The 23,110-nt window shown below is 66.3% G+C and carries 20 protein-coding genes and 1 tRNA gene; 11 read left to right on the top strand and 10 right to left on the bottom strand.

All coding sequences use genetic code 11. The features are described 5' to 3' along the window. Positions 1 to 20: 20 nt before the first annotated feature. The 3 genes from BJ970_RS35595 to BJ970_RS35605 all read right to left on the bottom strand — a co-directional run bounded on the left by BJ970_RS35595 (position 21) and on the right by BJ970_RS35605 (position 2,312). Positions 21 to 115 (bottom strand) — tRNA-Sec (locus tag BJ970_RS35595). A 173-nt stretch (positions 116 to 288) separates the two neighbouring features. Continuing rightward, on the bottom strand, positions 289 to 1,269 hold the full coding sequence (locus BJ970_RS35600; RefSeq protein WP_184732769.1) for a sigma-70 family RNA polymerase sigma factor: 981 nt from the start codon (positions 1,267 to 1,269) through the stop codon (positions 289 to 291). A 113-nt stretch (positions 1,270 to 1,382) separates the two neighbouring features. Further along, positions 1,383 to 2,312, bottom strand: coding sequence for a siderophore-interacting protein (locus BJ970_RS35605; RefSeq protein WP_184732771.1), 930 nt, complete (start codon positions 2,310 to 2,312; stop codon positions 1,383 to 1,385). A gap of 61 nt (positions 2,313 to 2,373) precedes the next feature. On the opposite strand from BJ970_RS35605, the gene BJ970_RS35610 reads away from it, so the two are divergent. Continuing rightward, on the top strand, positions 2,374 to 2,568 hold the full coding sequence (locus BJ970_RS35610) for a hypothetical protein (RefSeq protein WP_184732773.1): 195 nt from the start codon (positions 2,374 to 2,376) through the stop codon (positions 2,566 to 2,568). Between the two features lie 42 nt (positions 2,569 to 2,610). On the opposite strand, the gene BJ970_RS35615 is transcribed toward BJ970_RS35610, so the two are convergent. The 6 genes from BJ970_RS35615 to benA all read right to left on the bottom strand — a co-directional run bounded on the left by BJ970_RS35615 (position 2,611) and on the right by benA (position 10,039). Next, complete coding sequence (locus tag BJ970_RS35615) at positions 2,611 to 3,405, bottom strand: alpha/beta fold hydrolase (RefSeq protein ID WP_184732775.1); 795 nt, start codon at positions 3,403 to 3,405, stop codon at positions 2,611 to 2,613. Between the two features lie 197 nt (positions 3,406 to 3,602). Next, positions 3,603 to 6,239, bottom strand: coding sequence for a helix-turn-helix transcriptional regulator (locus tag BJ970_RS35620; RefSeq protein WP_184732777.1), 2,637 nt, complete (start codon positions 6,237 to 6,239; stop codon positions 3,603 to 3,605). Positions 6,240 to 6,267: 28 nt separating this feature from the next. Then, positions 6,268 to 7,050 carry a 1,6-dihydroxycyclohexa-2,4-diene-1-carboxylate dehydrogenase gene (locus tag BJ970_RS35625; protein ID WP_184732778.1) on the bottom strand — a complete coding sequence of 261 codons (783 nt, stop codon included), beginning with the start codon at positions 7,048 to 7,050 and terminating at the stop codon, positions 6,268 to 6,270. Next, on the bottom strand, positions 7,047 to 8,066 hold the full coding sequence (gene benC, locus BJ970_RS35630) for a benzoate 1,2-dioxygenase electron transfer component BenC (RefSeq protein WP_184732780.1): 1,020 nt from the start codon (positions 8,064 to 8,066) through the stop codon (positions 7,047 to 7,049). The genes BJ970_RS35625 and benC overlap by 4 nt, the downstream gene beginning before the upstream one ends. Positions 8,067 to 8,076: 10 nt before the next feature. After that, positions 8,077 to 8,583 (bottom strand): benzoate 1,2-dioxygenase small subunit, encoded by a 507-nt coding sequence (gene benB / locus BJ970_RS35635; RefSeq protein WP_184732782.1) that lies wholly within the window; start codon positions 8,581 to 8,583, stop codon positions 8,077 to 8,079. Positions 8,584 to 8,677: 94 nt separating this feature from the next. Further along, positions 8,678 to 10,039, bottom strand: coding sequence for a benzoate 1,2-dioxygenase large subunit (benA, locus tag BJ970_RS35640; RefSeq protein ID WP_184732784.1), 1,362 nt, complete (start codon positions 10,037 to 10,039; stop codon positions 8,678 to 8,680). Positions 10,040 to 10,287: 248 nt separating this feature from the next. Here benA and BJ970_RS35645 point away from each other — a divergent pair, with 248 nt between their 5' ends. From BJ970_RS35645 to catC, 4 genes are all read left to right on the top strand, one after another. After that, complete coding sequence (locus BJ970_RS35645) at positions 10,288 to 11,232, top strand: LysR substrate-binding domain-containing protein (RefSeq protein ID WP_184732786.1); 945 nt, start codon at positions 10,288 to 10,290, stop codon at positions 11,230 to 11,232. Next, positions 11,213 to 12,316: a mandelate racemase/muconate lactonizing enzyme family protein gene (locus BJ970_RS35650; protein WP_184732788.1), complete on the top strand. Its 1,104-nt coding sequence runs from the start codon at positions 11,213 to 11,215 to the stop codon at positions 12,314 to 12,316. Before BJ970_RS35645 ends, BJ970_RS35650 begins: the two co-directional genes overlap by 20 nt. Positions 12,317 to 12,363: 47 nt before the next feature. After that, positions 12,364 to 13,215, top strand: a complete 852-nt coding sequence (gene catA, locus BJ970_RS35655) for a catechol 1,2-dioxygenase (RefSeq protein ID WP_184732790.1) — start codon at positions 12,364 to 12,366, stop codon at positions 13,213 to 13,215. Positions 13,216 to 13,311: 96 nt separating this feature from the next. Beyond that, the gene (catC, locus tag BJ970_RS35660) at positions 13,312 to 13,599 is read left to right on the top strand and encodes a muconolactone Delta-isomerase (protein ID WP_312864647.1); all 288 of its coding nucleotides are present in this window, start codon (positions 13,312 to 13,314) and stop codon (positions 13,597 to 13,599) included. 118 nt (positions 13,600 to 13,717) lie between these two features. On the opposite strand, the gene BJ970_RS35665 is transcribed toward catC, so the two are convergent. After that, the gene (locus tag BJ970_RS35665) at positions 13,718 to 13,930 is read right to left on the bottom strand and encodes a DUF2277 domain-containing protein (RefSeq protein ID WP_184732792.1); all 213 of its coding nucleotides are present in this window, start codon (positions 13,928 to 13,930) and stop codon (positions 13,718 to 13,720) included. 644 nt (positions 13,931 to 14,574) lie between these two features. Here BJ970_RS35665 and BJ970_RS35670 point away from each other — a divergent pair. From BJ970_RS35670 to BJ970_RS35695, 6 genes are all read left to right on the top strand, one after another. After that, positions 14,575 to 14,994: a VOC family protein gene (locus tag BJ970_RS35670; RefSeq protein WP_184732793.1), complete on the top strand. Its 420-nt coding sequence runs from the start codon at positions 14,575 to 14,577 to the stop codon at positions 14,992 to 14,994. Further along, positions 14,991 to 15,743, top strand: a complete 753-nt coding sequence (locus BJ970_RS35675) for an SDR family NAD(P)-dependent oxidoreductase (RefSeq protein WP_184732795.1) — start codon at positions 14,991 to 14,993, stop codon at positions 15,741 to 15,743. Before BJ970_RS35670 ends, BJ970_RS35675 begins: the two co-directional genes overlap by 4 nt. A gap of 137 nt (positions 15,744 to 15,880) precedes the next feature. Further along, positions 15,881 to 17,221: a M14 family zinc carboxypeptidase gene (locus BJ970_RS35680; protein ID WP_184732797.1), complete on the top strand. Its 1,341-nt coding sequence runs from the start codon at positions 15,881 to 15,883 to the stop codon at positions 17,219 to 17,221. A 297-nt stretch (positions 17,222 to 17,518) separates the two neighbouring features. Continuing rightward, positions 17,519 to 20,110 carry an aminopeptidase N gene (pepN, locus tag BJ970_RS35685; protein ID WP_184732799.1) on the top strand — a complete coding sequence of 864 codons (2,592 nt, stop codon included), beginning with the start codon at positions 17,519 to 17,521 and terminating at the stop codon, positions 20,108 to 20,110. 499 nt (positions 20,111 to 20,609) lie between these two features. After that, positions 20,610 to 22,139: an aminopeptidase P family protein gene (locus BJ970_RS35690; RefSeq protein ID WP_184732801.1), complete on the top strand. Its 1,530-nt coding sequence runs from the start codon at positions 20,610 to 20,612 to the stop codon at positions 22,137 to 22,139. Further along, positions 22,136 to 23,107 (top strand): EamA family transporter, encoded by a 972-nt coding sequence (locus tag BJ970_RS35695; protein ID WP_184732803.1) that lies wholly within the window; start codon positions 22,136 to 22,138, stop codon positions 23,105 to 23,107. The genes BJ970_RS35690 and BJ970_RS35695 overlap by 4 nt, the downstream gene beginning before the upstream one ends. The last annotated feature ends 3 nt before the right edge of the window (positions 23,108 to 23,110 follow it).

A 23,110-nucleotide genomic window follows, 5' to 3' on the forward strand; every position in this document is an offset into this window, starting at 1 on the left:
ACGGCCGCGGCCGGTTCTCATGCGGAGACGGACGGGAATCGAACCCGCCGCACCGAGGTACTCGGTGCCACCGGCTTTGAAGGCCGAGGGGGCCACCAGGCGCCCATACGTCTCCGACGTGAACTCTACTTCTCCGTGCCTGGGGTGGCGAACCTGGTGCGGAACCATTCTGTCCGATGTGGACCATGAGGCCTATGGCATGAGTGACTTCACCGCGGATCGTAGAAGTGGCAAGAACGAGTGCACGCCTGTTCGACGGTTTGGGCCAGCATCGGTTCCGGGCGAAACTCAGTGCGGATAGGTGGTGGGCAGGCCGAACGCGGGGAACCTGCTGACGTCGAAGAACGCGACGGTGTGCCTGACCTTCGCGCCGTCGAAGTCGAGCACCTGGAGGTGGAACGGCCGGAACACGTCGTCGGATCCGCGCATGTACACGCCGAAGGCGACCTGGCCGTTCGCCCGGGCCGGCAGCAGCCGCATGTCGCCCGGCCCGGCCGGGCACTTGAGGTCCACCAGGCGGCCGATCTGCGCGGCACCGCGCACCCAGTTCGTGAACGGCGGCATCTCCCAGACCGCGTCTTCGGTGAACAACTGCACGATGGCGGGGATGTCTTTGGCCTCGAACGCCGCCACGTAGCGTTCGAGCAACTTCTGCTGTTCGGGGGTCAGCGGCTCGACGATGTCGTCCTCGGAAGGCTTGACCTGGTCGAGTTGTGCCCTGGCGCGCTGCAGCACGCTGTTGACCGCGGTGGTGCTGGTGCCGAGCGTGTCGGCGACCTCGGAGGCCTTCCACTTCAGCACGTCGCGCAGGATCAGCACCGCGCGCTGCCGGGCGGGCAGGTGTTGCAGCGCGGCGATGAACGCCAGCCGGGTGCTCTCCCGCGCACCGACGATCGCCGCCGGATCGGTGTGCGCGTGGGTGATCATGGCGTCCGGGATCGGCTCCAGCCACGGCACCTCGGGTAACTCGACCAGCTCGTCGCCCGGGATGTCGCTGGGCCCGCCCAGGCCGGTCGGCAGCGGCCGCCGCTTCCGGTTCTCCAACGCGGTCAGGCAGGTCGTGGTGGCGATCCGGTAGAGCCAGGTGCGCAGCGACGAGCGGCCCTCGAACCGGTCATACGCACGCCAAGCGCGCAGGTAGGTCTCCTGCACGAGATCCTCGGCGTCGTGCACCGAGCCGAGCATCCGGTAGCAGTGCGCCAGCAGTTCCCGCCGGTACGGGTCGGCCTGCGCGACGAAATCATCGGTGACCACGGTGGTGGCAGCCATACCTACGCCCTTTCGGCTCTCTGTCCTGCGACTTTAGAACGCCACCGACCGCTCGCGCGAGCCCCGCCAACGCTCACCAGGACAGTAACCGAGGTCACCGACAGAACCGGAGATCAGCAGCGGCCTTCGCGCCAGTAGCCCATGAACGCGACAGCCTGCTTGGGGATGCCGTAGTCGTTGACCAGCATCCGGCGCAGTCGTTTGATCACGGCCGCCTCGCCGGCCAGCCAGCCATAGAACCGCCCGGGCGAGGCAGAGGTATCGGGGACCTCCCACAGCAGCGAGGTATCCACGTTGATGTCGTCGAGTTCGGCTACGTCGCCGCGCGCTCGCAGGTGCAGCTCGTCCAGTGCCGTGGCGACGCCCGCTTCCAGCAGCCTTCCGTGTGGCACCGTCGCGCGGCGGGCAAACCAGCGCACCTCGACGCCGTCGGGCACGGTCCACTCCTGACGGTCATGCTCCTCGGGCACCTCCAGGCAGACGATGCCCCGCGCGCTCGGCGGCAGAGATTCGACGATGGCGGCGACGGCGGGCAAGGCGGTTTCGTCGCCCGCCAGCACCAGCTGACGGGCCGACGCGGGTGGTGCCCATTCACAACCCCACATGCGACCGGTGCCCGGCCGGTCGGGGCCGAGCAGGCCGATCTCGTCGCCCGGCCGCGCCGTCGCCGCCCATGTGGAGGCCGGGCCGCCGTGGCCCGGGCCGCCGTGCAGCACGAAGTCGACATCGAGTTCCGCGGGCTCGGGTCGGTAGGCGCGGACCGTGTAGGTGCGCAGGTGCGGCCGGATCTCTTCGGGCTGCGCCAGCCACCGCTGGTACCAATCGGGCCCGTCCGGGAAATCCGCCAGGGTGCGGCCGGGTTGCGGCAGCGCCAGCTTGATCCGTTGGTCGGCCCCGCCCGCGCCGAACGAGCGCAGGCACTCCGCGGCGAAGGTCAGCCGGACGAAGGTGGGGCCGAGCCGGTGCACCCGTGCGACCTGGACGGGGAACAGCCGATAGGCCGGCTTGTGCTCGATCGTCTGCCCGGTCCGAGTCGTTGCCATCCGAAACCTCCCGAAGTCAGTTGCTAGGTTAGCCTAGCCTTACAAAATTGGGGAGGTTGGTGTGCGTCACAAGATCCGAGCCGCTACCGCGCTGCTCGTCGCCGCCGGTTCGTTGACGGCGCGCGCTTCGCCCGGTCCAGGCGACCAGCGCGGTCGGCACGCTGGTGCCAGCTATGCCAAGATCATGAGCGAGTTGGCCGACCGACTGGAGGCGCGGCTCGCCCGCTGGGTCCGGGTCCGGGATTTGGTGTCCTAAGAGGACACTTGGGCGATTTCCATTGATTCGCGGCTGGGTCGGCTACCGGTCTGTCAGCGCATGGCGCAGCGCGGTGGTCACCGCGTGCCGGTTGTCCACGTTCATCAGGTGGCCGGCGTTGGGGATCTCACGGTACGTGGCGTGGGGGAGGGCGTCGAGGAGGATGTCCGCCGCTTTGCGCGGACAGAAAGCGTCGTTCTCGCCACCGATCACGGTCACCGGACAATTGATCGCCGCCAGCTCTGGGGTCAGCGGGTTCCCGCGCAGGCCCGCCATCGCGGTTGCCGCGTTGGCATAGCCGCGGCCGTCGCCGATCGCCTCCCCGCGCTTCGCTACCAGTTCGGCGATGTCCACTGTGGAGTCGGTCACCATTGCGCTGGTGTCCTCGCGCAGCGATTCCAGCACTTCTCCCGGATCCGTGGCCTGCTCGGCCCGCCGGAGGTAGAACTCGGCGGCGGTCCGCCCGACGACCGAGGACGTCCCCAGGACGACGACGCCCGTGACCAGGTCCGGTCGTTGCGCCGCGGCCGAGAGCACCACTGTGCCGCCCAGCGAGAACCCCACGCACACCGCTGGTCCGGAAACCTCGGAAAGGAAGGCGACCAGGTCGTCGCGCAGCTGGCCCAGGGACCCCTCGGCTTCGCCGAGCGTGCTGTTGCCGTGTCCGCGCAGGTCGTAGGCGTACGTGCGATGGTCGGCGAACTCTTGCTGCTGATGCCGCCAACTGCCGTGGTCCTCGGCAAGGCCGTGCACGAACACCACGGCGGGGCCGCAACCATTGGTGCAGTAGTGCACTTGGACGTCATTCAGCACGGCCGTCGCGGTCTGCAAGCCCATCAACTCCCGGTGTCGGTTACCGTGTCCGATTCTGCGGCCCGCGCGCGCCGTGGTCCAGTCGCGGATCCAGGAATTCCAGGACGATTTCGGCTTATTTCGGCGGGCTTTTCGAGACCATGCCGTGGCTCGCGTCGAGCTCGTGGACGTCGAGGTCGGGGCGCTGCGCGGTCAGGTAGTCGCGCGGTGGGGACGCTGTTTCAGCCGCAGGGCCGGGTGTGGAAGCGGGCGGCGAGTTCGCTGCGGGAGCGGATGCCGAGCTTGGCGTAGATCCGGGTCAGGTGGAACTGCACCGTCTTCACCGATACGAACAGCTCGACGCCGACCTGCTTGTTGGTCAGGCCCGCCGCCACCAGCTTGGCCACCGCCTGCTCCTGGGGCGTGAGTTCGGTGAGGTCGACGCCGACCCGCTTCGGATGCAGCCCGCCTGCCTTCAGTTCTCGGTCGCAGCGCACCACGTAGGTCGTCGCACCCAGCGCCGCGTAGCCGTCCCGCGCTCGTCGCAGGACGACGTCGGCTTCCTTGCGTTTCCCGGCCCGGCGCAGGGTTTGGCCGTAGGCGAAGTGCACCCGGGCGCGTTCGTAAGGCAGCGGCAGCGTTCTGAGGTGTGCGAGGGAGGCTTCGAAAGACTTCTTCGCAGCGTCGACATCGCCGGTCGCGCCCAGGATCCGGCCGCGTACGTAGCCCAGCCGGGCCAGCGCCGACCGATGTCCGCGCTCGACCGCCAACGCTTCGTGCGGCGCCAGGAACTCATCCGCCTCGGCCACCCGGTTGGTCATGACCAGCGCGTTGCCGTAGACGTCCGGCCACGGCCAGAACCCCGGCTCGTCCACGCCCTGCCGGGGCCACAACTGGGCCACCGGCTCCAGTGCGCGCAGCACGCCTTCGTAGTCGGATCGGGCTTCGGCGAAGTGCGCCCGAGCCATGCACGCCGGGATCACCATGATCTCGTAGTTGTGCGTCGACGCCGAGCCCAGCCGCAGATGGGCTTGCGCCGCGTCGAAATCCCCGCGCAGTGCTTGAATCTGCGCGCCCGTCCAGTGCACCAGCGGTCGCACGAGTTCCAGGCCGGTTTCGGCCAGCTGCACGGCCGCGCGGTTGACCGTTTGCAGCGCTTCGTCCCAGGAGCCCAGCGCGAAGTCGGCGCGCGCCAGCCATGCCTGCGCCCACAGCGAGATCCGCAGGGCACCCATCCGGTATTCGGTGGGCACCGCGATCTCCAGTTCGCGGCGCGCGGTCAGCGGGTCGTCCAGCGCCAGGTCCAGCCAGCCCTTGCCCATCCGCACCCGCTGCGACTGCGCGCCTTGGCTCACCCGCGCCACCAGGTCGTGGTAGGTGTCCTTCGCCTGCTGGATCCGCCCGGTCGCGGCCAGGCCCAGACCCATGATCGCCTCCGACTCCACCGCCGCCGGGTCCTGCGGATCGGCCAGCGTCACCGCGCGCTGCCCCCAGGCGACCAGGTCGGGGCCATGCCAGCGGCTCAGCGAGTGCAGCACCCGCCGCTGGCAGATCAGCGCGGCCGTCTCCGGCTCGCGGCCGGGCCGGCACGCCCCCCATGCTCGGGTCAGCAGCAGCTCGGCCTCGGCCGGGCGGCCCCGCTGGATAGCCAGGTAACCGAGCACGGCGTCGCGCAGCGGGCCGGCCGGAAAGCTCTCGATCTGCGCCGAGAACGCGCTCGCCTGCCCGAGATCCCCGGCGCCCACCAACGCGTCGACCGCGCGGACCAGGCGGTGCTCGCGGTCTGCCTTGGCCGGGCTGAGCCGACTGGCGTCGATCAGCGCTTGTCCGGCCACCGACCATGCGCCGAGCCCGGCCTGCCGGGCGGCGAAGTCATCGAGTTCGTCGGCCAGCGCGGCATCCGGGGCCGGGGCCTGCGCCACCAGGTGCTTCAGTCGAACGGAGTCGTCCTCGGCCAGCTGCGCCGCCGTGCCGTGCAGGCCGTACCGCACCAGCGGGGGCACGTCGTGGTAAATCGCGGCGTGCACCAACGGATCCGGAAACGCCAACGTCATCATGCCGTGGCCCGGCACGGTGTCGACGAGACCGCTCGCGCGGGCCTCGTCCAGCGCCGCGACGGGGTTATCGATGCCGGCGAGTCCGGCGGCTGCCGCGACCGGCACGGTGCCGCCGAGCACCGCAGCCGCCTCGACCAACTTACGAGTCGCCGCGGAACACGCGTGCAACCTGCGGATGACGTCGGCGGCCACGGCCTTGGGCGCGGGTAACCCCGGGTGCCATCCCGACCAGCTCTCCGGCGGGAGCTCGTCGAGCAGATCCCGGATGTGGCGGGGATTTCCACCGGTGTGCGCGGCGAGTTCGTGCGCGGTAGGCACATTCAGGTCGCGCCCGGCGTACACCATCGCCAGCGTCCGCACCTCGGCCGGTGCCAGCGGCCCGACGGGCACGATCACGCCGTGCCGCACCGCGGCGGGCAGCTCGCGCGCGATCAGGATGATCAGGACCTGCTCCGTCGTGAGCCGGCGGAAGACCGACAGCAACGCGCGCAGCGACTCGATGTCCGCCCACTGGGCGTCGTCGACGACCACGATGCCGGGCCCGGCATCGCACCAGGCGAGCAATCCGGCGGCGTCCCGAGGCGCCTCGAATCCGCGCAGCAATTGGTCAATCACGCCGAAGGCGGTCGGCTGCTCCCACGGCAGGCCGACCGCCCGCGCCACGCGGGGCCGGCGTTGCAGGGACAGGAAGTGCTCGACCACGGCGGTCTTGCCGATCCCGGCCGGGCCTTCCAGCACCGCGAAACCGGGCGGCCGCGCGAGCAGCCGGTCCAGGTCGGCCAGCTCGCGCTGCCGGCCGACCAACTCGGCGTGCCCGGTCATTTGTCCAATCTAGTTCGCCGCAGCGCGCTCATCCGAGGTCGCCGCCGGCGACCGGGAGCACGGTCCCGGTGATGTAGGAGGCATCGGGGGAGGCGAGGAACGCGATCGCCGCCGCCTGCTCTTCCAGCGTGCCGTAGCGCCGCATCAGCGACGAGGCGACGGTCTGGTCCACGACCTCGCGATACCACTGCTTCTCTTGGTCGGTCTCGGCCGCCGGCCCGCGCGCGATGCGGCGCGGCGGCGCGTCGGTCCCGCCCGGCGCGGTGGCCACCACCCGGATCCCGTACTCCGCGGCTTCCACGGCAAGGGCCGTGGTCAACGCATTGACTCCGCCTTTCGCCGCCGCGTACGGCACCCGGTTGACGCCGCGAGTGGCCACCGAGGAGACGTTCACGATCGTGCCGTGCCGCTGTTCGACCAGGTACGGCAGAACAGCCCGGCAGCACCACAGGGTCGGCAGCAGCGACCGCCGGATCTCCGCCTCGATCTGCGCCGGCGGGTAGTGCTCGAAGGGCTTCGCCCAGATCGTGCCGCCAACCGTGTTGATCAGCACGTCGATGCCACCATGCAATTCGTGGCTGCGGACCATCGCCGCTTCCGCCCCGGTGAACCGCTCCAGGTCGGCGATCACGGCGTGCGCCTTGCGGCCACCGGAGATCAGCTCCCCGGCCACCTCGTAGACCAGCTCGGCCCGGTCCACCAGCACGACCTCGGCGGATTCGGCGAACAACCGCTCCGCCACCGCTCGGCCAATGCCCTGCGCGGCCCCGGTAACGACCACCGCCAGGCCCGCGAAGCGACCCGCGCTCACCGGCCCACCTCCGCCGCGACAGTGAACTTCTCGGTGTAGAAATTCGCCGGGTTGAGCCCGGACTCCCGCAGGTGGCCGCGCACCGCCTCGACCATCGGCGGCGGTCCGCAGAGGTAGACGTCGACCTCGCCGCCGTGCAGGACCTCCGGCGTGAGCAGGCCGGTCACATAGCCCTTGTTGGGGGCGCTGCTGGTTTCGTCGGCGACGCAGTAATCGAAGCTGAATCGCGGAATCGCCTCGGCATATGCGCTCAGCTTGTCCAGCTCTACCAGGTCGGTATCGCTGCTGACGCCGTAGATCAGGTGTACCGGATGCGTCACTTCGGCGTCGGTTAGCCGTTCCAACATGGACAGCAGCGGCGCCAACCCGGTGCCACCGGCCAGCATCAGGACCGGGCGGATCAGATCGCGGAGGAAGAAACTCCCCAGCGGGCCGGCGAATTCGAGCCGGTCGCCGACCTCGGCACGGTCGCCGAGGTAATCCGACATCGCCCCGCCCTCGGTGATGCGGACCAGGAACGACACCGCCTTCTCGGCCGGTCCGGTGCGAAACGAATACGACCTGGTCGCCTCGGTGCCGGGAACGGTCACGTTCACGTACTGGCCGGGCAGGAACGCCAGCTGATCGCGATCGTCGAGTTCCACCGTGAGGGCAGCCGTGCTGGCCGACAGCCGCTGGAGCTCGATGATCGATCCGGCGTGCGTGGCCGCTCCGGTCTTGGCGAACGCCGAGGTGGCCGGGATCTCCAAGACCAGGTCGCTGTGCGGCGTCATCTGGCACGGCAAGGCGAAACCCTCGGCCGCCTCGTCGTCGGTGAGCGCGTCCTCGATGTAGTCGCCGCCGTCGTAAGCGCCGGAGACGCAACGCGACTTGCAGGTGCCGCAGGCACCATCCCGGCAGTCCAGCGGGATGTTGATCCGCGACCGGTAGGATGCCTCGGCGACCGTCTCATGTGGACCGCAGGTGATGAACCTGGTGACCCCGTCCTCGAAGCTCAACGCCACTTGATAGCTCATTCCCGTCCCCTCACACGTGGTAGATGTCCACTACGTGGTGGATGTAGTCGTTCTTCAGCACCACCCGCTTGCCGGTGATCAACGGTCGCTCGCCGCCGAAATCGATGGTGTAGAACGAGGTTCCGAAGTAGGTGTCGACGTGGTGGTAGCGGTAGTAGAGGGTGAACCAGTTGAACCGCACGTCGACGAGCGAACCGCGTCGCCCGACGATCTCCACGTTGGTGATGTTGTGGCCGGTGCGCGGTTCCGGGATGCTGGTCGCCGCCGACCGGTCGGTGCGGATCCGGAACACCCGGTCCTCCAGGCCGCCTCGGTTGGCGTAGTAGATCAGCGAGATCTCGGTCTGTGGATCGGTGGTCAGCTCGTCATCGTCGTCCCACGCGGGCATCCAGAACTCGGCGTCCTCGTGGTAGCACTCCAGCCACCGCTCGAACTCGCGGTCGTCGAGGTAGCGCGCCTCCCGGTACAGGAACTCGCGGACGGCTTCGGTGGTCACGGTTTCGATCGCGGTAGTCATCTCAAATCCCGTTCCTGGGCTCGCTTTGCTTGGCGGTTCGGGCGGCGGTGCAGGCTGTCTCGGCGAACCAGGCGGCCGCGCTCGTGTCACGGCATCACCGGTTTGCCTGGGCTGCAACGGAATCGACGGCGGCGCGCATCGTGTCGAGCCAGTAGCCATGCTGGATCGGGTACAGGCCCTCGTCCTCGGTGCGTACCCCGCTGGCGATCGGCGCGATGCCGAGGCGTTCGGCGTCCTCGTCGGCACCGGCGATCTGGTGCGCCGCGCCGCGGCTGAGGTCGTTCCACGGGGCGGCGGTGGCCCGGTAGGTGTGCTGGCAGGCCCGGAACTCCTCCAGGTCATCCGGGGTGGCCATGCCGGTGGCGTTGAAGAAGTCCTCGTATTGGCGGATCCGGTTGGTGCGGGCCGCGGCGCTCTCGCCCTTGGGCGCGATGCAGTAGATCGTGACCTCGGTCTTGTCCACCGAGATCGGCCGGAAGTGCCGGATCTGCGAGCTGAACTGGTCCATCAGGTAGACATTCGGGTACAGGCACAGGTTGCGCGAGTAGCCGATCATCCAGTTCGCCCGGTCCGCGCCGTACCGCGCCACCAACTCGTCGCGCTTCTCGTTCAGCGATCGATGGCGGGGGTCGGCCCACTCTGTCCACAGCAGCAGGTGCCCGTGCTCGAAGGAGTAGAACCCGCCCTTCTGCCGCGACCAGGTGCCGGCGTCCATGTTTTTGGTGTTGTTGCTGGATTCCCCCGAGGTGCGGCGGGCGGTGGTCGCGGCGTAGTTCCAGTGCGTGGCCGAGACGTGATAGCCGTCGGCGCCGTTTTCGGCTTGCAGCTTCCAGTTGCCGTCGAAGACGTAGGTGGAGGCACCGCGCAGCACCTCCAGGCCCTCCGTGGACTGGTCGACCACCATGTCGATGATCTTGGCCGCCTCGCCGAGGTGTTCGGCCAGCGGCTTGACGTCCGGGTTGAGGCTGCCGAACAGGAAGCCCCGGTAGCTTTCGAACCGGGCCACCCTGGTCAGGTCGTGCGATCCGGCGGTGTTGAACTGCTCGGGGTAACCGGCGTCGCGCGGGTCCTTGACCTTCAGCAGCTTGCCGTTGTTGCTGAAGGTCCAGCCGTGGAACGGGCAGGTGAGCGTGGTGCGGTTGTCCCGCTTGCGGCGACAGAGCATGGCGCCGCGGTGGCTGCAGGCGTTGAGCAGCGCATTGAGCTGCCCCTGCTTGTCCCGGGTGATCACCACCGGCTGGCGGCCGATGTGGGTGGTGAAGTAATCGCCGATCCCGGGGATCTGGCTCTCGTGCGCCAGGTAGATCCAGTTGCCCTCGAAGATGTGCGTCAGCTCCAGCTCGAAGAGTTCCGGGTCGGTGAAGATGCTGCGCTTGGCGCGGTAGATGCCGCGCTCGGGGTCCTCCACCAGCGCGTCGGCGAGAGTGGTCCGGATGCGTTCCAGCGCTTCGGACATGGTGCCTCCTGTTCCGGCGGGCTGTGGTGCCCGCCTGCGGACGTCGGTGTCCGGGGGTTTGCCGAAGACGCTGGCATGACCGTGGCCTGAATCACGACGGGAAAACACCCAGTCCCGACCTAGGCCCCACTGATATCCGTCGCATACCAATCGATCGCGAATGAGTATTTGTTCGAGCTGAATAGCGGACCTACGCTGGGCTGAACGGACGGCGCTGTGGCCGCGGCCACATGGCAGGAGGTGCGGCGGTGGAGCTGCGACATCTGCGTTACTTCGTCGCCGTCGCCGAGACCCGCCACTTCGGCCGGGCGGCCACGCGGCTGAACATGGCGCAACCCCCGCTTTCGCAGGCGATCCGCCAGCTGGAGGCCGAGCTCGGTGCCGAGCTGTTCGCCCGTACCACCCGGCAGGTGCAGCTGACCTCGGCGGGCGCGGCCTTCTACGAGGACGCGCTGCGCATCCTGAAATCGATCGAGGACGCCGCGCGGCGCGCCAAGCGGCTTGCCGACGGGTGCCACGGCGTGCTCCGGCTCGGGCTGACCGGGTCGGCGTCCTACCGGCAGCTGCCGCGCCTGGCGCACATCGTCAAGCGCGACCTGCCAGGGGTCGAGCTGGAGATCCACCCGGACATGCTCACCCCGGCGCAGGAGAAGTCGTTGCTGGGCAACGGCATCGACGTCGGGATGCTGCGCCCGCCGACCCGGGAGGACGGCATCGTGCACCGCACCATCGCCCGGGAGCCGCTGGTGCTGGTGCTGCCCGCCAACCACCCGCTGGCCGGCGAAACGGAGGTCGGCATGGCGCAGCTGCGGGCGGAGCAATTCATCATGTACTCGGCGTCGCTGCGGTCGGTGGTCAACGACGCGGTGGTGCGCAGCTGCCTGGCGGCCGGGTTCTACCCGCACTGCGCGCACGAGATCGGGGAGGCATCCATCCAGGTGGCGCTCGTCGCCGCCGGGCTCGGGGTGGCGCTCGCCCCGGCCTCGGTGCAGGCGATCCCGCTGGAGGGCGTGGTTTTCCTGCCGGTGCCCGACGCCGAATGTGTCGAATTGGCGCTGGCCTGGCGCGCCGACGACGAATCCCCGCTGCTGCGCAACCTGCTGACCGCGCTCGCCGCCAACGACGTGTTCATCTGCCGCGACATCGACGCCATCGACGACACCGAGGAAACCCGTGAAGATCACGCGAGTTGAGGCGATCCCCTTCGCCATCCCGTACCGCAAGCCGCTGCGCTTCGCCAGCGGCGAGGTGCACGCCGCCGAGCATGTGCTGGTGCGGGTGCACACCGACGACGGGCTGGTCGGAGTCGCCGAGGCGCCGCCGCGGCCATTCACCTACGGCGAGACGCAGGAATCCATCGTCGCGATGATCGACAAGCTGTTCGCTCCCGAAGTAGTGGGCATGTCGGCGCTGGAGCGGGAGGCCATCCATGCGCGGCTGCACCGCACGGTGGGCAATCCGACGGCCAAGGCGGCGCTGGACATGGCGTTGTGGGACGTTATCGGCAAGTCGCTCGGGCAGCCGGTGACAGATCTGCTCGGCGGCTACACCGACCGCATGCGGGTCTCGCACATGGTCGGCTTCGCCGCCCCGGAGCAGATGGTGGCCGAGGCCGAGCGGATCCGCGCCGAATACGGCATCACCACCTTCAAGGTCAAGGTCGGCCGCAGACCGTACACAGTGGACGTTGAAGCCTGCCGGGCGCTGCGGGCCGGGCTCGGCGACGACGTCGAGCTCTACGTCGACGGCAACCGGGGCTGGACCGCATCGGAATCCGCCCGCGCCCTGCAGGAGATGTCCGACCTCGGGCTCACCCTCGCCGAGGAGCTCTGCCCGGCCGACGACGTGCTCGGTCGGCGCTGGCTGGTACAGCGCTGCGAGATCCCTTTCGTGGCAGACGAAAGCGCCACCGACCCGGGCGAGGTCACCCGCGAACTGCTCGGCGGCTCGGCCACCGCCATCAGCATCAAGACCGCCCGCACGGGCTTTACCACCTCGCAGCGCGTGCTGTTCCAGTGCGAAGGGCTGGGCGTGGAAGTGGTGCTGGGCAACCAGATTGACGGGCAGATCGGCACCATGTGCGGCGTCGCCTTCGGCGCCGCCTACCGGCTGACCGCGCAGCGGGCGGGGGAGCTGTCCAACTTCCTGGACATGAGCGACGACCTGCTCACCGAGCCGATCCGGATCAATGGCGGCGCCGTGCCGGTCCGCCCGGGGCCGGGTATCGGCATCGACATCGACCCCGACAAGCTTGCGCACTACCGCCAGGACGGCTGAGCCGGAAAGCAGCATCGACAACGTTGTTGAGCAAAGGAAACAGTGACATGACAACGAACCTCTCCGAGCAGACCGCGACCGCCGCCGCCTCGGGTGCGGCGGCCACCCAGCGCTTCCAGGAGAAGAAGACAACCGCCGCCACCAGCAAGGAGCGGGTCGACGCGCTGGCCACCGAGGTCATCCGGGCGGTGCACGACGTGATCTGGCGGCACAAGGTCACCTACGACGAGTACGACGCGCTCAAGGCATGGCTGATCCAGGTGGGCCAGGACGGCGAGTGGCCGCTGTTCCTGGACGTGTGGATTGAGCACGTGGTCGAGGAGGTGGCCAACGAGGACCGGCAGGGCTCCAAGGGCACCATCGAAGGTCCGTACTACGTGCCGGGCTCGCCGGAACTGCCCGCCGAGGCGACCCTGCCGATGCGCCCGGACGAGCCGGGCACCCCGCTGCTGTTCCAGGGCCGGGTCACCGGCTCGTCCGGCCAGGCGCTGGCCGGGGCGAAGGTGGAGATGTGGCACGCCGATGACCTCGGGTACTACTCGCAGTACGCGCCCGGCCTGCCGGAGTGGAACCTGCGCGGGACCGTGGTCGCCGACGAGCAGGGCCGGTTCAAGATCCACACCATCCAGCCGGCCCCGTACCAGATTCCCACCGACGGTGCGTGCGGCACGCTGATCGCCGCGGCGGGCTGGCACGCCTGGCGTCCCGCGCACCTGCACCTGAAGGTCTCCGCGCCCGGCCACCGGCTGATCACCACGCAGCTGTACTTCAAGGGCGGCTCCCACGTCGCCGACGACATCGCGCAAGCCGTCAAGCCGGAACTGATCCTCGACCCCCGGCCGAAGCCCGACGGCAGCGGCAAGGAGGTCACCTACGACTTCGTGCTCGACCCACAGTGATCGATCAAACTAGAGAGTGCGTCCAGTGCGGGCACAGCTGACCAAGTTGGCAACCGGGGCCCCGCTCGCGACGAATGAATTTGGGAAGGATGAACCGTGCTGTTCGCGGTGCAGATGGACATCGACCTCCCGGTCGAGATGGATCCGGCCGTCAAAGCCGACACCCTCGCGCGGGAGAAGGCTTACTCGCAGGAGTTGCAGCAGGCTGGGGAGTGGGTGCACATCTGGCGCTGCGTCGGCAGGTACTCGAACCTGAGCATCTTCGACGTGGCCGACAACGACCGGCTGCACGAAATCCTCTGGAATCTCCCGCTGTTCCCCTACATGACCATCGAGGTGACCCCGCTGGCGCGGCACCCGTCCGACATCGCTCTGCTCGACTGACCGGCTGCCATCGCCGGGAGCACACCGGCGGTTCGGCGAGAAACCCTTGCCGGACAAGGATGGCAGCCGTCAGGCCGAGAGGGCAGCGCGGATGTCGTCGCCCGGCGCTTCGCCGAGATTACCGAGCGCCGCGCACCTCCAGTGACGCCAGCAATGCCGCCGTGGCCTTCTCGATGTCATCCACCGCCTGCTCGAAAGCGGCAGCGTTGTGCGCGGCGGGCTTGCGGAATCCGGAGATCTTGCGCACGTACTGCAACGCCGCTGCCCGGATGTCACCGTCGGTGACCTCCTCGGCGTAGGGTGGGCGGAGAGTCTTGATGCTGCGGCACATGAACATTTCCTGGGTAGATTTCCCCAGCGTTCGCCAGGGTCGATGACCTGCGGACCGTGACAGCACGGAGCCGTCTCGGTCATGCTAGCGGGCTCATGGCCTCCAGACAGCCGAACGGCATCAGCGTGCGAGGTGGGGCCGGTGGCTGACGTTCGCCGGTCGTGCCGCGAGGCAGTGTCCTGACGTATTCGGGCAGGCGTTCGCATAAGGGGCTTGGACACCGACCGGATCGGCGACTACGTTGCCGATCCGGTCGTGCTCCTTATATTTCAAGTCGCCAGCGCGCATGACTGACACATCGGGCGATCAGCCTTTGCTCTCAAGCGGGTGCTGCGGCGTTCGCGACAGCTCGCTCGGAGAGCGCCCTCTGGGCGGCATCACCGCTTGCCGTGGTTGCCCCGCCACGTCTCCAGAGTCGGCCCGACCAGAGCCCGTCCGAACGAGTAGGTCAGTTCCCACGGAAGCGGATCGAGGTTCTGCCTAACCCCGGGGGCGGGCCGCTGGCTGCTAGTGCCGTCCACGAGGTGCAGCAGTCCAGCCTGGCGGGCACGCGAGGACTGAGGTACAGTGCCATGTGAGGTCCTACGTGTAACACCTTACCTGTCAGATCAAGCGATCTGCGGCCTCGTCGAAGGGAAAAATGCATGGCACGGCCAGGCTTCCATCTCGCCATACCGGTCGATGACCTGGGAAAGGCGCGCGAGTTCTACGGCGGCGTTCTCGGATTTCCTGAAGGTCGTTCCGGCGAGAAATGGGTGGATTGGAACCTCTACGGCCACCAGCTCGTCACGCACGTCGCTAGTGATGGCCGCCAGGTGGTGGCGCGCAACCTAGTTGACGGTCATGCTGTGCCGGTGCCGCACTTCGGGCTCATTCTGCCTATTCCGGCCTTCCGCGAACTGGCGGAACGACTCGAGGCCGCATGCACCACGTTCGTGATCGAGCCGTATCTGCGGTTTGAGGGTGAGCCGGGGGAGCAGTGGACGATGTTCTTCCTCGACCCGTCCGGCAACGCATTGGAATTCAAGGCGTTCCGGGATGAATCGCAGGTGTTCGCAGTATGAGTCGCGGAGTTTTGGTCACGGGTGCGTCCCGAGGGATCGGTCGCGCGATCGCCACGGCGTTCGCGCGGCGGGGCGACCGGGTCGCGGTGCACTACTCCAGCCGTCGGGAGGATGCTCAGGTCACCCTCAGCGGGCTGACTGGACAGGGGCATGTGCTTGTTGATGGCGACCTGAGCGATCCGATGTGCGCGGAGGCTGTGGTGACCGCGTCCATCGAGGCTCTCGGCGGGCTCGACGTTGTGATCAATAATTCCGCGGTGATAATTCCCCACCCGCTTCCCGAGACCTCCTATGCGGACTGGCAGCAGGCTTGGCGGGACACCTTCGCTGTAAACCTGTTCGCAGCTGCCAACGTCAGCTACTGTGCCGGTCGGCACATGATCGATACCAAGCGGGCGGGACGTATTGTCAGCGTAGGGTCGCGGGCAGCGTTCTGTGGCGAGCCCGATCGTCCGGCTTATGGCTCCAGCAAGGCAGCGCTGCACGCGCTCACCCAATCGCTTGCGGTTTCGCTTGCGCCCCACGGCATTGCGGTTGCTGCGGTGGCGCCGGGTTTCGTCGAAACTGAGCGCATCGCCGAGCGGCTTCGTGGCGCTGAGGGCGCGGCCATCCGAGCCCAAAGCCCGTTCGGTCGGGTTGCGAATCCCGAGGAGGTCGCCTCCGCCGTCGCCTATCTGGCCTCACCCTCTGCTACTTGGAGCTCGGGCGCGATCCTCGATATCAACGGGGCCTCCTACCTGCGCACCTGAATTGCACGAGCCGGGGCCAGTTGGAGATCTACCTGGAGGTGGCGTAGCCGGTCGCCTAACCGATGGCTGGCGATGATCTCCTGAGCGTCGATGTCGGCAGACGTTAGATTCAAAACCAATACCTTACGGGAGCTATGATGTCTGTATCGGATGGCCGCCCTGTCACGGGCGTCGTGGATCAGCTTCCGACGCTAGACACTCTTCATGCGCGCGCCAGACGGCTCGCCGACGATTCCGGAGGCAGGGTCGGTTGGAGTTCCATGGGATCGTCGCGACTCGGCGAGGATCTGGGCGTTCTTACCGTTGGTGAGGGAGGACGGCACGCGGTTGTTCTCGCTGGGGTGCACCCCAACGAGCCGATCGGCGGTCTCACGGCCCTAGCCCTAGCGGAACAGCTTTCGAACGATCAGGGCCTTGCGCGGGACCTTGGCTATACCTGGCATATTGCCGTATGTGTGGACCCTGACGCGATGAGGCTGAACGAGGAGTGGCTCGGGCGGCCGCTTTCTCGAACGCGCTACGAGCGTTACTTCTACCGGCCCGCCTCTGCAGAGCAGGTTGAATGGACCTTCCCGCTTACCACTGACGGATACGTTTTCGACAAGCCGTTGCCCGAGACTATGGCGATGATGAGGTTGATCGACGGTGTCAAGCCGGATGTCCTGGCATCGTTGCACGACTGTGAAATGGGTGGAGCGTACTTCTACCTGTCTCGCCCTGAGCCATCATTGTACCCGGTTTTGACAAAAATTTGCGCTGGTGCCGGGGTGCCGATGGACCTGGGTAAGCCGGAGGGTGAAAACGATGAGTCGTTCGCACCAGGCATTTTCAAGTTCGGTCACCCTAGCGAGGCCGCGGCGCGTGGAATGGACCTAGCGGCTGAATGGGGTACCGGCTCGTCAAGCATCCACTACGCGCAGAAGTACGGCGCCCTGGGGATCATCCCCGAGGTTCCCATGTGGAGAAACACCGAGTTCGGTGACCGCACCGTCGCGAGTGTCAACTCCCATCAGGCACGACTCGATGCAGGCAACTCGTTGGTTCAGCGGGGAGAACTGCTCGAGTCGGTAATCGATCAACTTGACGCTTTCGAGCTCCTCGACACACCTGTGTCGCGTGCTGCTCGGAGTCTTGTGCCGACAGTCGCCACGCATGGACGCGAGCTGCTGGCGGCGCGCGAGAATGCCGACGACGGGCCGATAACCGTGGGCGAGCTTGCGTCATTGCAGGCATTCGTTCTCAAACACTCGAAGCGATTCGGCAGCCTTCTCGTCCGAGCCATGGACATCGAGATCCTCGCTGGCCTCGCCCCTCGCGGCGTTCGCGATCTTGCCAACGGCTTGCGAGTCCAGGTCCAAAGGTGGGGAGACGACGTAGACGAAGGCGCTGCATGGCAGTCGGTTCCGATCGACTCTCTTGTTGAGGTACAAGTTAAAGCTGTAATCGCAGCTGCTCGTACGGCATCCCACTGCCGGTAGGCGACCACCGTAACCCATCTGAACAGTCGACCAACATCTCGATGCTGGCGAATCCTGGAAGGGAAGGTGCAGATTCTTGGCCGAAGAAGGTGACCTATCTCTGCGCCGCACACACCCCCGCGCTACTGCGGCGCTGAACGCGCTCATGGCGGAGGGGTGGGCAGCCTCTTCGGCGCCGAAGCTGGTGTCGCAGGCTGTTAAGCAGTCGGCTCTCGGCCGCCGTCGATGAGCAGCACGCCTGAAGCGCATTGCCGCGGCCCGCCGAATGGGCGTTGACCAGACGAGGAAAGAAGAACTGTGACAACCCCGAATCTGACCCGCGAACAAGCCAACCTGCGCAAGTCTCTAATCCGAGTTCAGTCCTACGACGTACATCTCGACTTCACCGACGGTCTCGGGAACCTGTCTACTGACACTTTCAGGTCCGCCACCACCATAGTGTTCGCCGCCGACTCCCCGTCGGCCACTACGTGGCTCGACCTCGTCGCTTACGACATAACTACGGCCACTCTCAATGGTGAGGCTCTGGACGTGTCACGGTATCGGCCCGAGACCGGCATCGTGTTGCCCAAACTACAACGGTCGAACACTGTCACGGTAGAAGCGCGTATTCGATACTCTAACACAGGTGAAGGCATACACCTGTTCGTCGACCCGCTTGACAACGAGACGTACCTCTACTCGCACTTTCAGGCCACCGATGCGAAGCGGGCTTTCGCTTGCTTCGACCAACCCGACATCAAGGCGCCGTACACGTTTCACATAACGGCCCCCGAACACTGGGAGGTCGCATCGAACAGTCCCATTTCGCGCATTGAAGCAAGACATACCGGCGGCAAAACTGTCCATTTTGATCCGACGCTACCTATCAGCTCCTATCTCACCGCGGTCGTCGCCGGTCCTTATCATGTGTGCCGCACGGTGCACGACGGAATTGACCTGGCGCTGTACTGTCGGCGGACTCTGGCCAAAGACCTCGATGCTGACCGGATCCTGGACGTGACCAAGAAGGGGCTTGACTGGTACAACAAGGAGTTCGGCCACCGGTACCCATTCGGAAAGTATGACCAAATCTTTGCTCCCGAGCTGAATGTCAATGCTATGGAGAACGTCGGCGCGGTGACTTTGAGCGAGGATTTTGTGTTCCACGGTCAGGTTACGGATGCGCAATACCAGAACCGCGCGAACGTCATCCTGCACGAAATGGCACACATGTGGTTCGGTAACCTCGTTACAATGCGTTGGTGGAGCGACCTGTGGCTCAACGAGTCGTTCGCCACGTACGCCGCGTCCCTGTGTCAGGCGTCGGCAACTCGCTGGAGCGATGCTTGGGTCACATTCGCGAGCAAGAAGGCAGTCGCTTATGAACAAGATCTTCAGCCGACGGCACACCCCGTAGCAACGGATTCGCCCGACGAACAGGCTGCGGCTGTTAACTATGACGGCATCACTTATGCCAAGGGTGCCAGCGTGCTCAAACAACTCGTCGCCCAGGTGGGTCTCGAAGCGTTCATGACTGGGCTGCGTCATTACTTCGCTACGTTCGCGTATGGCAACACCGATTTGGCCGCATTGCTTTCGATATTGGAGGAGGCGTCGGGTCGCGACTTGTCCGGGTGGGCGACTGTGTGGCTGGAAACGGCTGGCGTCAACACCATGCGCGTCGAATACCAAGTCGACGAGGCTGGCCGCTACACGGCGTTCGAGCTCATCCAAGAAGCGCCGACGGACGTCGTTCGATCAAACACGCTTCGGCCGCACAGGCTGGAAATAGCTTTGTACAACAGTGACGGCGAGCGTCTGGTTCGTACCGACCGGGTCGACGTAGACGTTACGGGTGCAAGGATCGCGGTACCCAAATTGATCGGCGCACTGCAGCCGGACGCTCTACTGGTTAACGACGATGACCTGACCTATGGCAAACCCAGGCTCGATCGGCAGACGCTTGCTACGTTGCGAGACGGTGGTATCGCTCGTATCGATGACCCGATGGCGCGGGCGCTATTTTGGTCCTCGGCGTGGGAGATGACGCGTGACGGTATTGTTGCTGCGCGTGATTTCGTTACTTTGGTGCTGGCTGGTGCCAGCGGCGAAAACGACATAGGCGTCCTTCAGTTGCTAATGCATCAAGCCCAGACTGCACTCGACATCTACGCAACCCGAGACTGGGCGCCTACGGGTTATGGCGCCATGGCACGATATGCATACGCCGCGTTGCGCGGCGCCAAGGCGGGCTCTGACCAGCAGATCGTGTGGGCACGGGTGCTGACATCATGCGCCGGCGACGACAGGCACCTGGACTTCATTCAAGGTTTGTGGCGCGGGACTGAGCAGGTCGCCGGGCTCGTGATCGACGACAGTTTGCGTTGGTCGATCGTCCAGACTCTCGCCGGCCACGGCCTCGTGAATGACGCCGACATTCGCGCCGAGCTCGATCGCGATCCCTCGGCCTCCGCTCATCGAAACGCCGCCACGGCGTATGCGCTGCTCCCAACGCCACAGGCCAAGGCCGAGGCGTGGTACCGATCAGTCGAAGACGGAGCACTGCAGAAAGCAATGCGCCAGGCATTTGCCCGCGGCTTTGCCCACCGCAACCAGGGCGAGATCTTGGCCCCGTACATCGACCGGTATTTCGACGAAGTGCCTGAGCTGTGGCGTCGCAGCGAAGGAGAAACCGGTCAGAAGCTGGTAAAAGCATTGTTCCCTCGGTGGGCATCGGCCATCGACGCAAATACACTCGCGACTGCGGACCGCCTTCTTGCACGAGAAGGTCTGCCGACAGCACTGGTCCGGTTGATAGGCGAGGGCCGCGCCGACGTGTCGCGCGCACTGCGAGCTCGGGCCACCGACGCGGGGTGCGGTACGGGTGCGCAGGAGCAAATGTCCTAATGTGCTGGAGTCAGCATCCCGGCCGACTTGTGTCGTTTAGGTCTCGGGGCTTCGCCGAGTTACGCGCTAATAGCTGCTAGAGATTGCTGATCGTGGCGTGAGGAGGCGGCGGCAGCCGCTGTGGGTCGCGTTCGACAAGTTGTTGAGCATCGGCCCCCTGCTGCCGGTTGTCCCGCACGGTCCTTCGCACGCTGGCACGACCTGGTCGCTGTCTGAACCCCCGCTGGAAGTCCGAACCACTGGCGCCTTACCCCCGGGAGGGGACGCCAGCGGCTCGGCTGGCCCATCTCAGATTTAGCCAGATTGACCGGCTCAAGTTTGAGGGAAAGTAAGGTAAAGGTGTGATACCTTACGTGTTTGTTGATGCGCCGCCGAGCGTCCATGCTCTTCAGGGATGCGGCCGGCCTCAGGGAAGCGTGGCGCGCGACCGCCGTTCGTTAGCGAGCGCTACCAATCTGGCGCGGTATTTGCAGCAGCTTCGATGAAGAAGGGGACGGTCGTGACGGACAACCTCCAGGTCAACCAAGGGAGCGGTGGGTTTCAAGATGTCGCCTCTGCTCAGCGCGCGCACCCGCGTTCCACCCCCGCCCTCGCAGACTTCATGGCGCAGGGCTGGGCGGATCGCTCTGCCGCGCTTATTGGCGACGGCGCCGCGGCGATCCTCGCCCGAGGACGTCGCGAACGCCTCGCAGCTGCCTTCCCTGGCGACCGATTGATTGTTCCCGCTGGTTCGCTCAAGGTCCGATCGAATGACGTCACGTACTTGTTCCGCCCCCATTCGGCGTTCGCGCACCTCACAGGGTTGGGCTGCAAGGCGGACCCGGACTCCGTCCTGATCATCGACGTAGACGAGTTCGGCGTGCACACCGCTGTGGTCTACATCCTGCCGTCGACAGGACCGGGCACCGAAGCCTTCTATATGGACGGAGTTCGAGGGGAGTACACGATCGGTCGGCGACCAACACTCGAGGAGCTGGCAGACTTCCTGGGAGTCGAAGTTCGCCCCTTCGACCAGTACCACGAGCACGTCGCCAAGCCAGTGCAGGGCTGTGTCCGACTCATTCGGGGCGCGTCAGACTCCGTCGACAAGTTCCTCGACTCCCAAGGTCTACTGGCGACCGACGAAATCCACGTCGAATTCGAGAACGCCACCGACGAGTTGCGGCTCGTCAAGGATCCTTGGGAGATCGACCAGCTCGGACGCGCAGTCGACATCACCATCACGGGATTCGCGGATGTCGTCGAGGCGCTCCCGTTCGCCGCTCAGAAGCAGCGCGGCGAACGGGTCATCGAGTCTGTCTTCTTCGGACGAGCTCGCTGCGACGCCAATGACATCGGCTACGGATCGACCGCCGCCGCAGGCAACAACGCCACAAACCTGCACTGGGATGTTTGCGACGGCCCGGTACGGCCGGGAGATCTCCTCCTCCTCGACGCCGGTGTCGAGTTGGACAGCCTCTACACGGCCGACATCACCCGCACCATTCCCGTATCCGGCCGCTTCACCGCTGTCCAACGAATGATCTACGACGCGGTACTCGAGGCGGCTGACGCGGCGTTCGCGGCCGCAGAGGTGGGACGTCCGTTCCAGGACACCCACGATGCGGCCGTCACTGTCCTCGCTCGGCACCTCCGGGCCTGGGGCCTCCTGCCCGTGAGCGTCGAAGAGTCGCTCTCCGACACCGGCCAGCACCATCGGCGATGGATGCCGCACGCCACCAGCCACCACCTCGGCCTGGACGTGCACGACTGCGCCAAGGCGCGTCGGGAATTCTACCGAGGCGCGGTGATCCGGCCCGGAATGGTCTTCACTATCGAGCCGGGTCTCTATTTCAAGCGGGACGATCTGACTGTCCCGCCGGAATTCCGGGGCATCGGGGTGCGAATCGAGGACGACATCGTTGCAACCGACGACGGGCCCATAAATCTGAGCTCCGGCCTCCCGCGCACGGCCGACGACATTGAGAGCTGGATGGCACCGCTTCTCGAATCGGGTCACCAAGCCCTCGCGCTGCGAGACAAGGCATGAGCGCCACCTGGTCGCGACGAGGACTTTGGCTTTTGTTGGCGGTTGTCGCGTGTGCGGCCTTTGCCGGCTCGGGCCCGTTCGCGAAGTCCCTCATGGAGGTGGGGGTAGCCGCAGATCAAGCTGCCTGGCTCCGCCTGACCGGTGCGGCCCTTGTCCTGGTCCCTACCGCGGTGCTGCTCAGAGGCCGCGGTCTCATTGCGTCCCTCAAAGCATCGTGGCCGTACCTGCTTGGCTACGGACTGGTGGGAATGGCGGCGTCTCAGACCCTGTACTTCACTGCGGCGCAGCGGCTTCCGGTCGGGGTTGCGATCCTGCTCCAGTTCTCCGGCCCGCTGCTGATCATTGGCTGGATCCGCTTCGTCCGCCGTCGGAAAGTTCCGCGAACGGCAGTCGTCGGGGTGCTCATCTCGCTCGTCGGCTTGGCCATCGTTGTCGAAGTCTGGGCAGGCATCGGGTTCGACCTCGTGGGTGTACTGGCCGGCGTTGGATCGGCCGGGTGCCAGGCTGCATACTTCCTCATGATCGAAGGGCTGGCCGGCATGACAGACGTGCTCGTCATGACGGCTACCGGAACCGCGGTGGCGTCAGTGTCCCTTACCTTCGTCGCGCTCCCTTGGACAATCCCCTGGCACGTAATCGTCTCGGGCCAGGTCAGGCTCGATGGGGGCAGCGTCCCCGGCTGGTTCCCAACCATCTGGCTTATTCTGATTTCCGCGATTGTCGCCTATCTCGGAGAAGGAGCCGCAGTGCAGCGGCTCTCGGCCGTTGTCGGCGGCGCAGTTGCGTACGTTGAGGTCGTCTTCACAGCCCTGATCGCGTGGGCACTTTTAGGAGAACATCTCGGCGTCGCGCAGATCCTCGGCGGCGCGATGGTCCTGACGGGTGCATTCATTGCACAGCGCCCGCCTGATCCCGCAGATCCGTCTTCTGTGGCGCACCCGGAGCTGGAGGTCCTGCACAAGAAATGACCC

The sequence above is a fragment of the Saccharopolyspora phatthalungensis genome (assembly GCF_014203395.1).
In the GTDB taxonomy this organism is placed as follows: Bacteria; Actinomycetota; Actinomycetes; order Mycobacteriales; family Pseudonocardiaceae; genus Saccharopolyspora; species Saccharopolyspora phatthalungensis.

Coding starts and splice junctions, on each gene's coding strand:
- BJ970_RS35600 (WP_184732769.1), bottom strand. CDS start 1,269: ATGGCTGCCACCACCGTGGTCACCGATGATTTCGTCGCGCAGGCCGAC.
- BJ970_RS35605 (WP_184732771.1), bottom strand. CDS start 2,312: ATGGCAACGACTCGGACCGGGCAGACGATCGAGCACAAGCCGGCCTAT.
- BJ970_RS35615 (WP_184732775.1), bottom strand. CDS start 3,405: ATGGGCTTGCAGACCGCGACGGCCGTGCTGAATGACGTCCAAGTGCAC.
- BJ970_RS35620 (WP_184732777.1), bottom strand. CDS start 6,239: ATGACCGGGCACGCCGAGTTGGTCGGCCGGCAGCGCGAGCTGGCCGAC.
- benC (WP_184732780.1), bottom strand. CDS start 8,066: ATGAGCTATCAAGTGGCGTTGAGCTTCGAGGACGGGGTCACCAGGTTC.
- benB (WP_184732782.1), bottom strand. CDS start 8,583: ATGACTACCGCGATCGAAACCGTGACCACCGAAGCCGTCCGCGAGTTC.
- benA (WP_184732784.1), bottom strand. CDS start 10,039: ATGTCCGAAGCGCTGGAACGCATCCGGACCACTCTCGCCGACGCGCTG.
- catA (WP_184732790.1), top strand. CDS start 12,364: ATGACAACGAACCTCTCCGAGCAGACCGCGACCGCCGCCGCCTCGGGT.
- BJ970_RS35665 (WP_184732792.1), bottom strand. CDS start 13,930: ATGTGCCGCAGCATCAAGACTCTCCGCCCACCCTACGCCGAGGAGGTC.
- BJ970_RS35670 (WP_184732793.1), top strand. CDS start 14,575: ATGGCACGGCCAGGCTTCCATCTCGCCATACCGGTCGATGACCTGGGA.
- BJ970_RS35675 (WP_184732795.1), top strand. CDS start 14,991: ATGAGTCGCGGAGTTTTGGTCACGGGTGCGTCCCGAGGGATCGGTCGC.
- BJ970_RS35680 (WP_184732797.1), top strand. CDS start 15,881: ATGTCTGTATCGGATGGCCGCCCTGTCACGGGCGTCGTGGATCAGCTT.
- BJ970_RS35695 (WP_184732803.1), top strand. CDS start 22,136: ATGAGCGCCACCTGGTCGCGACGAGGACTTTGGCTTTTGTTGGCGGTT.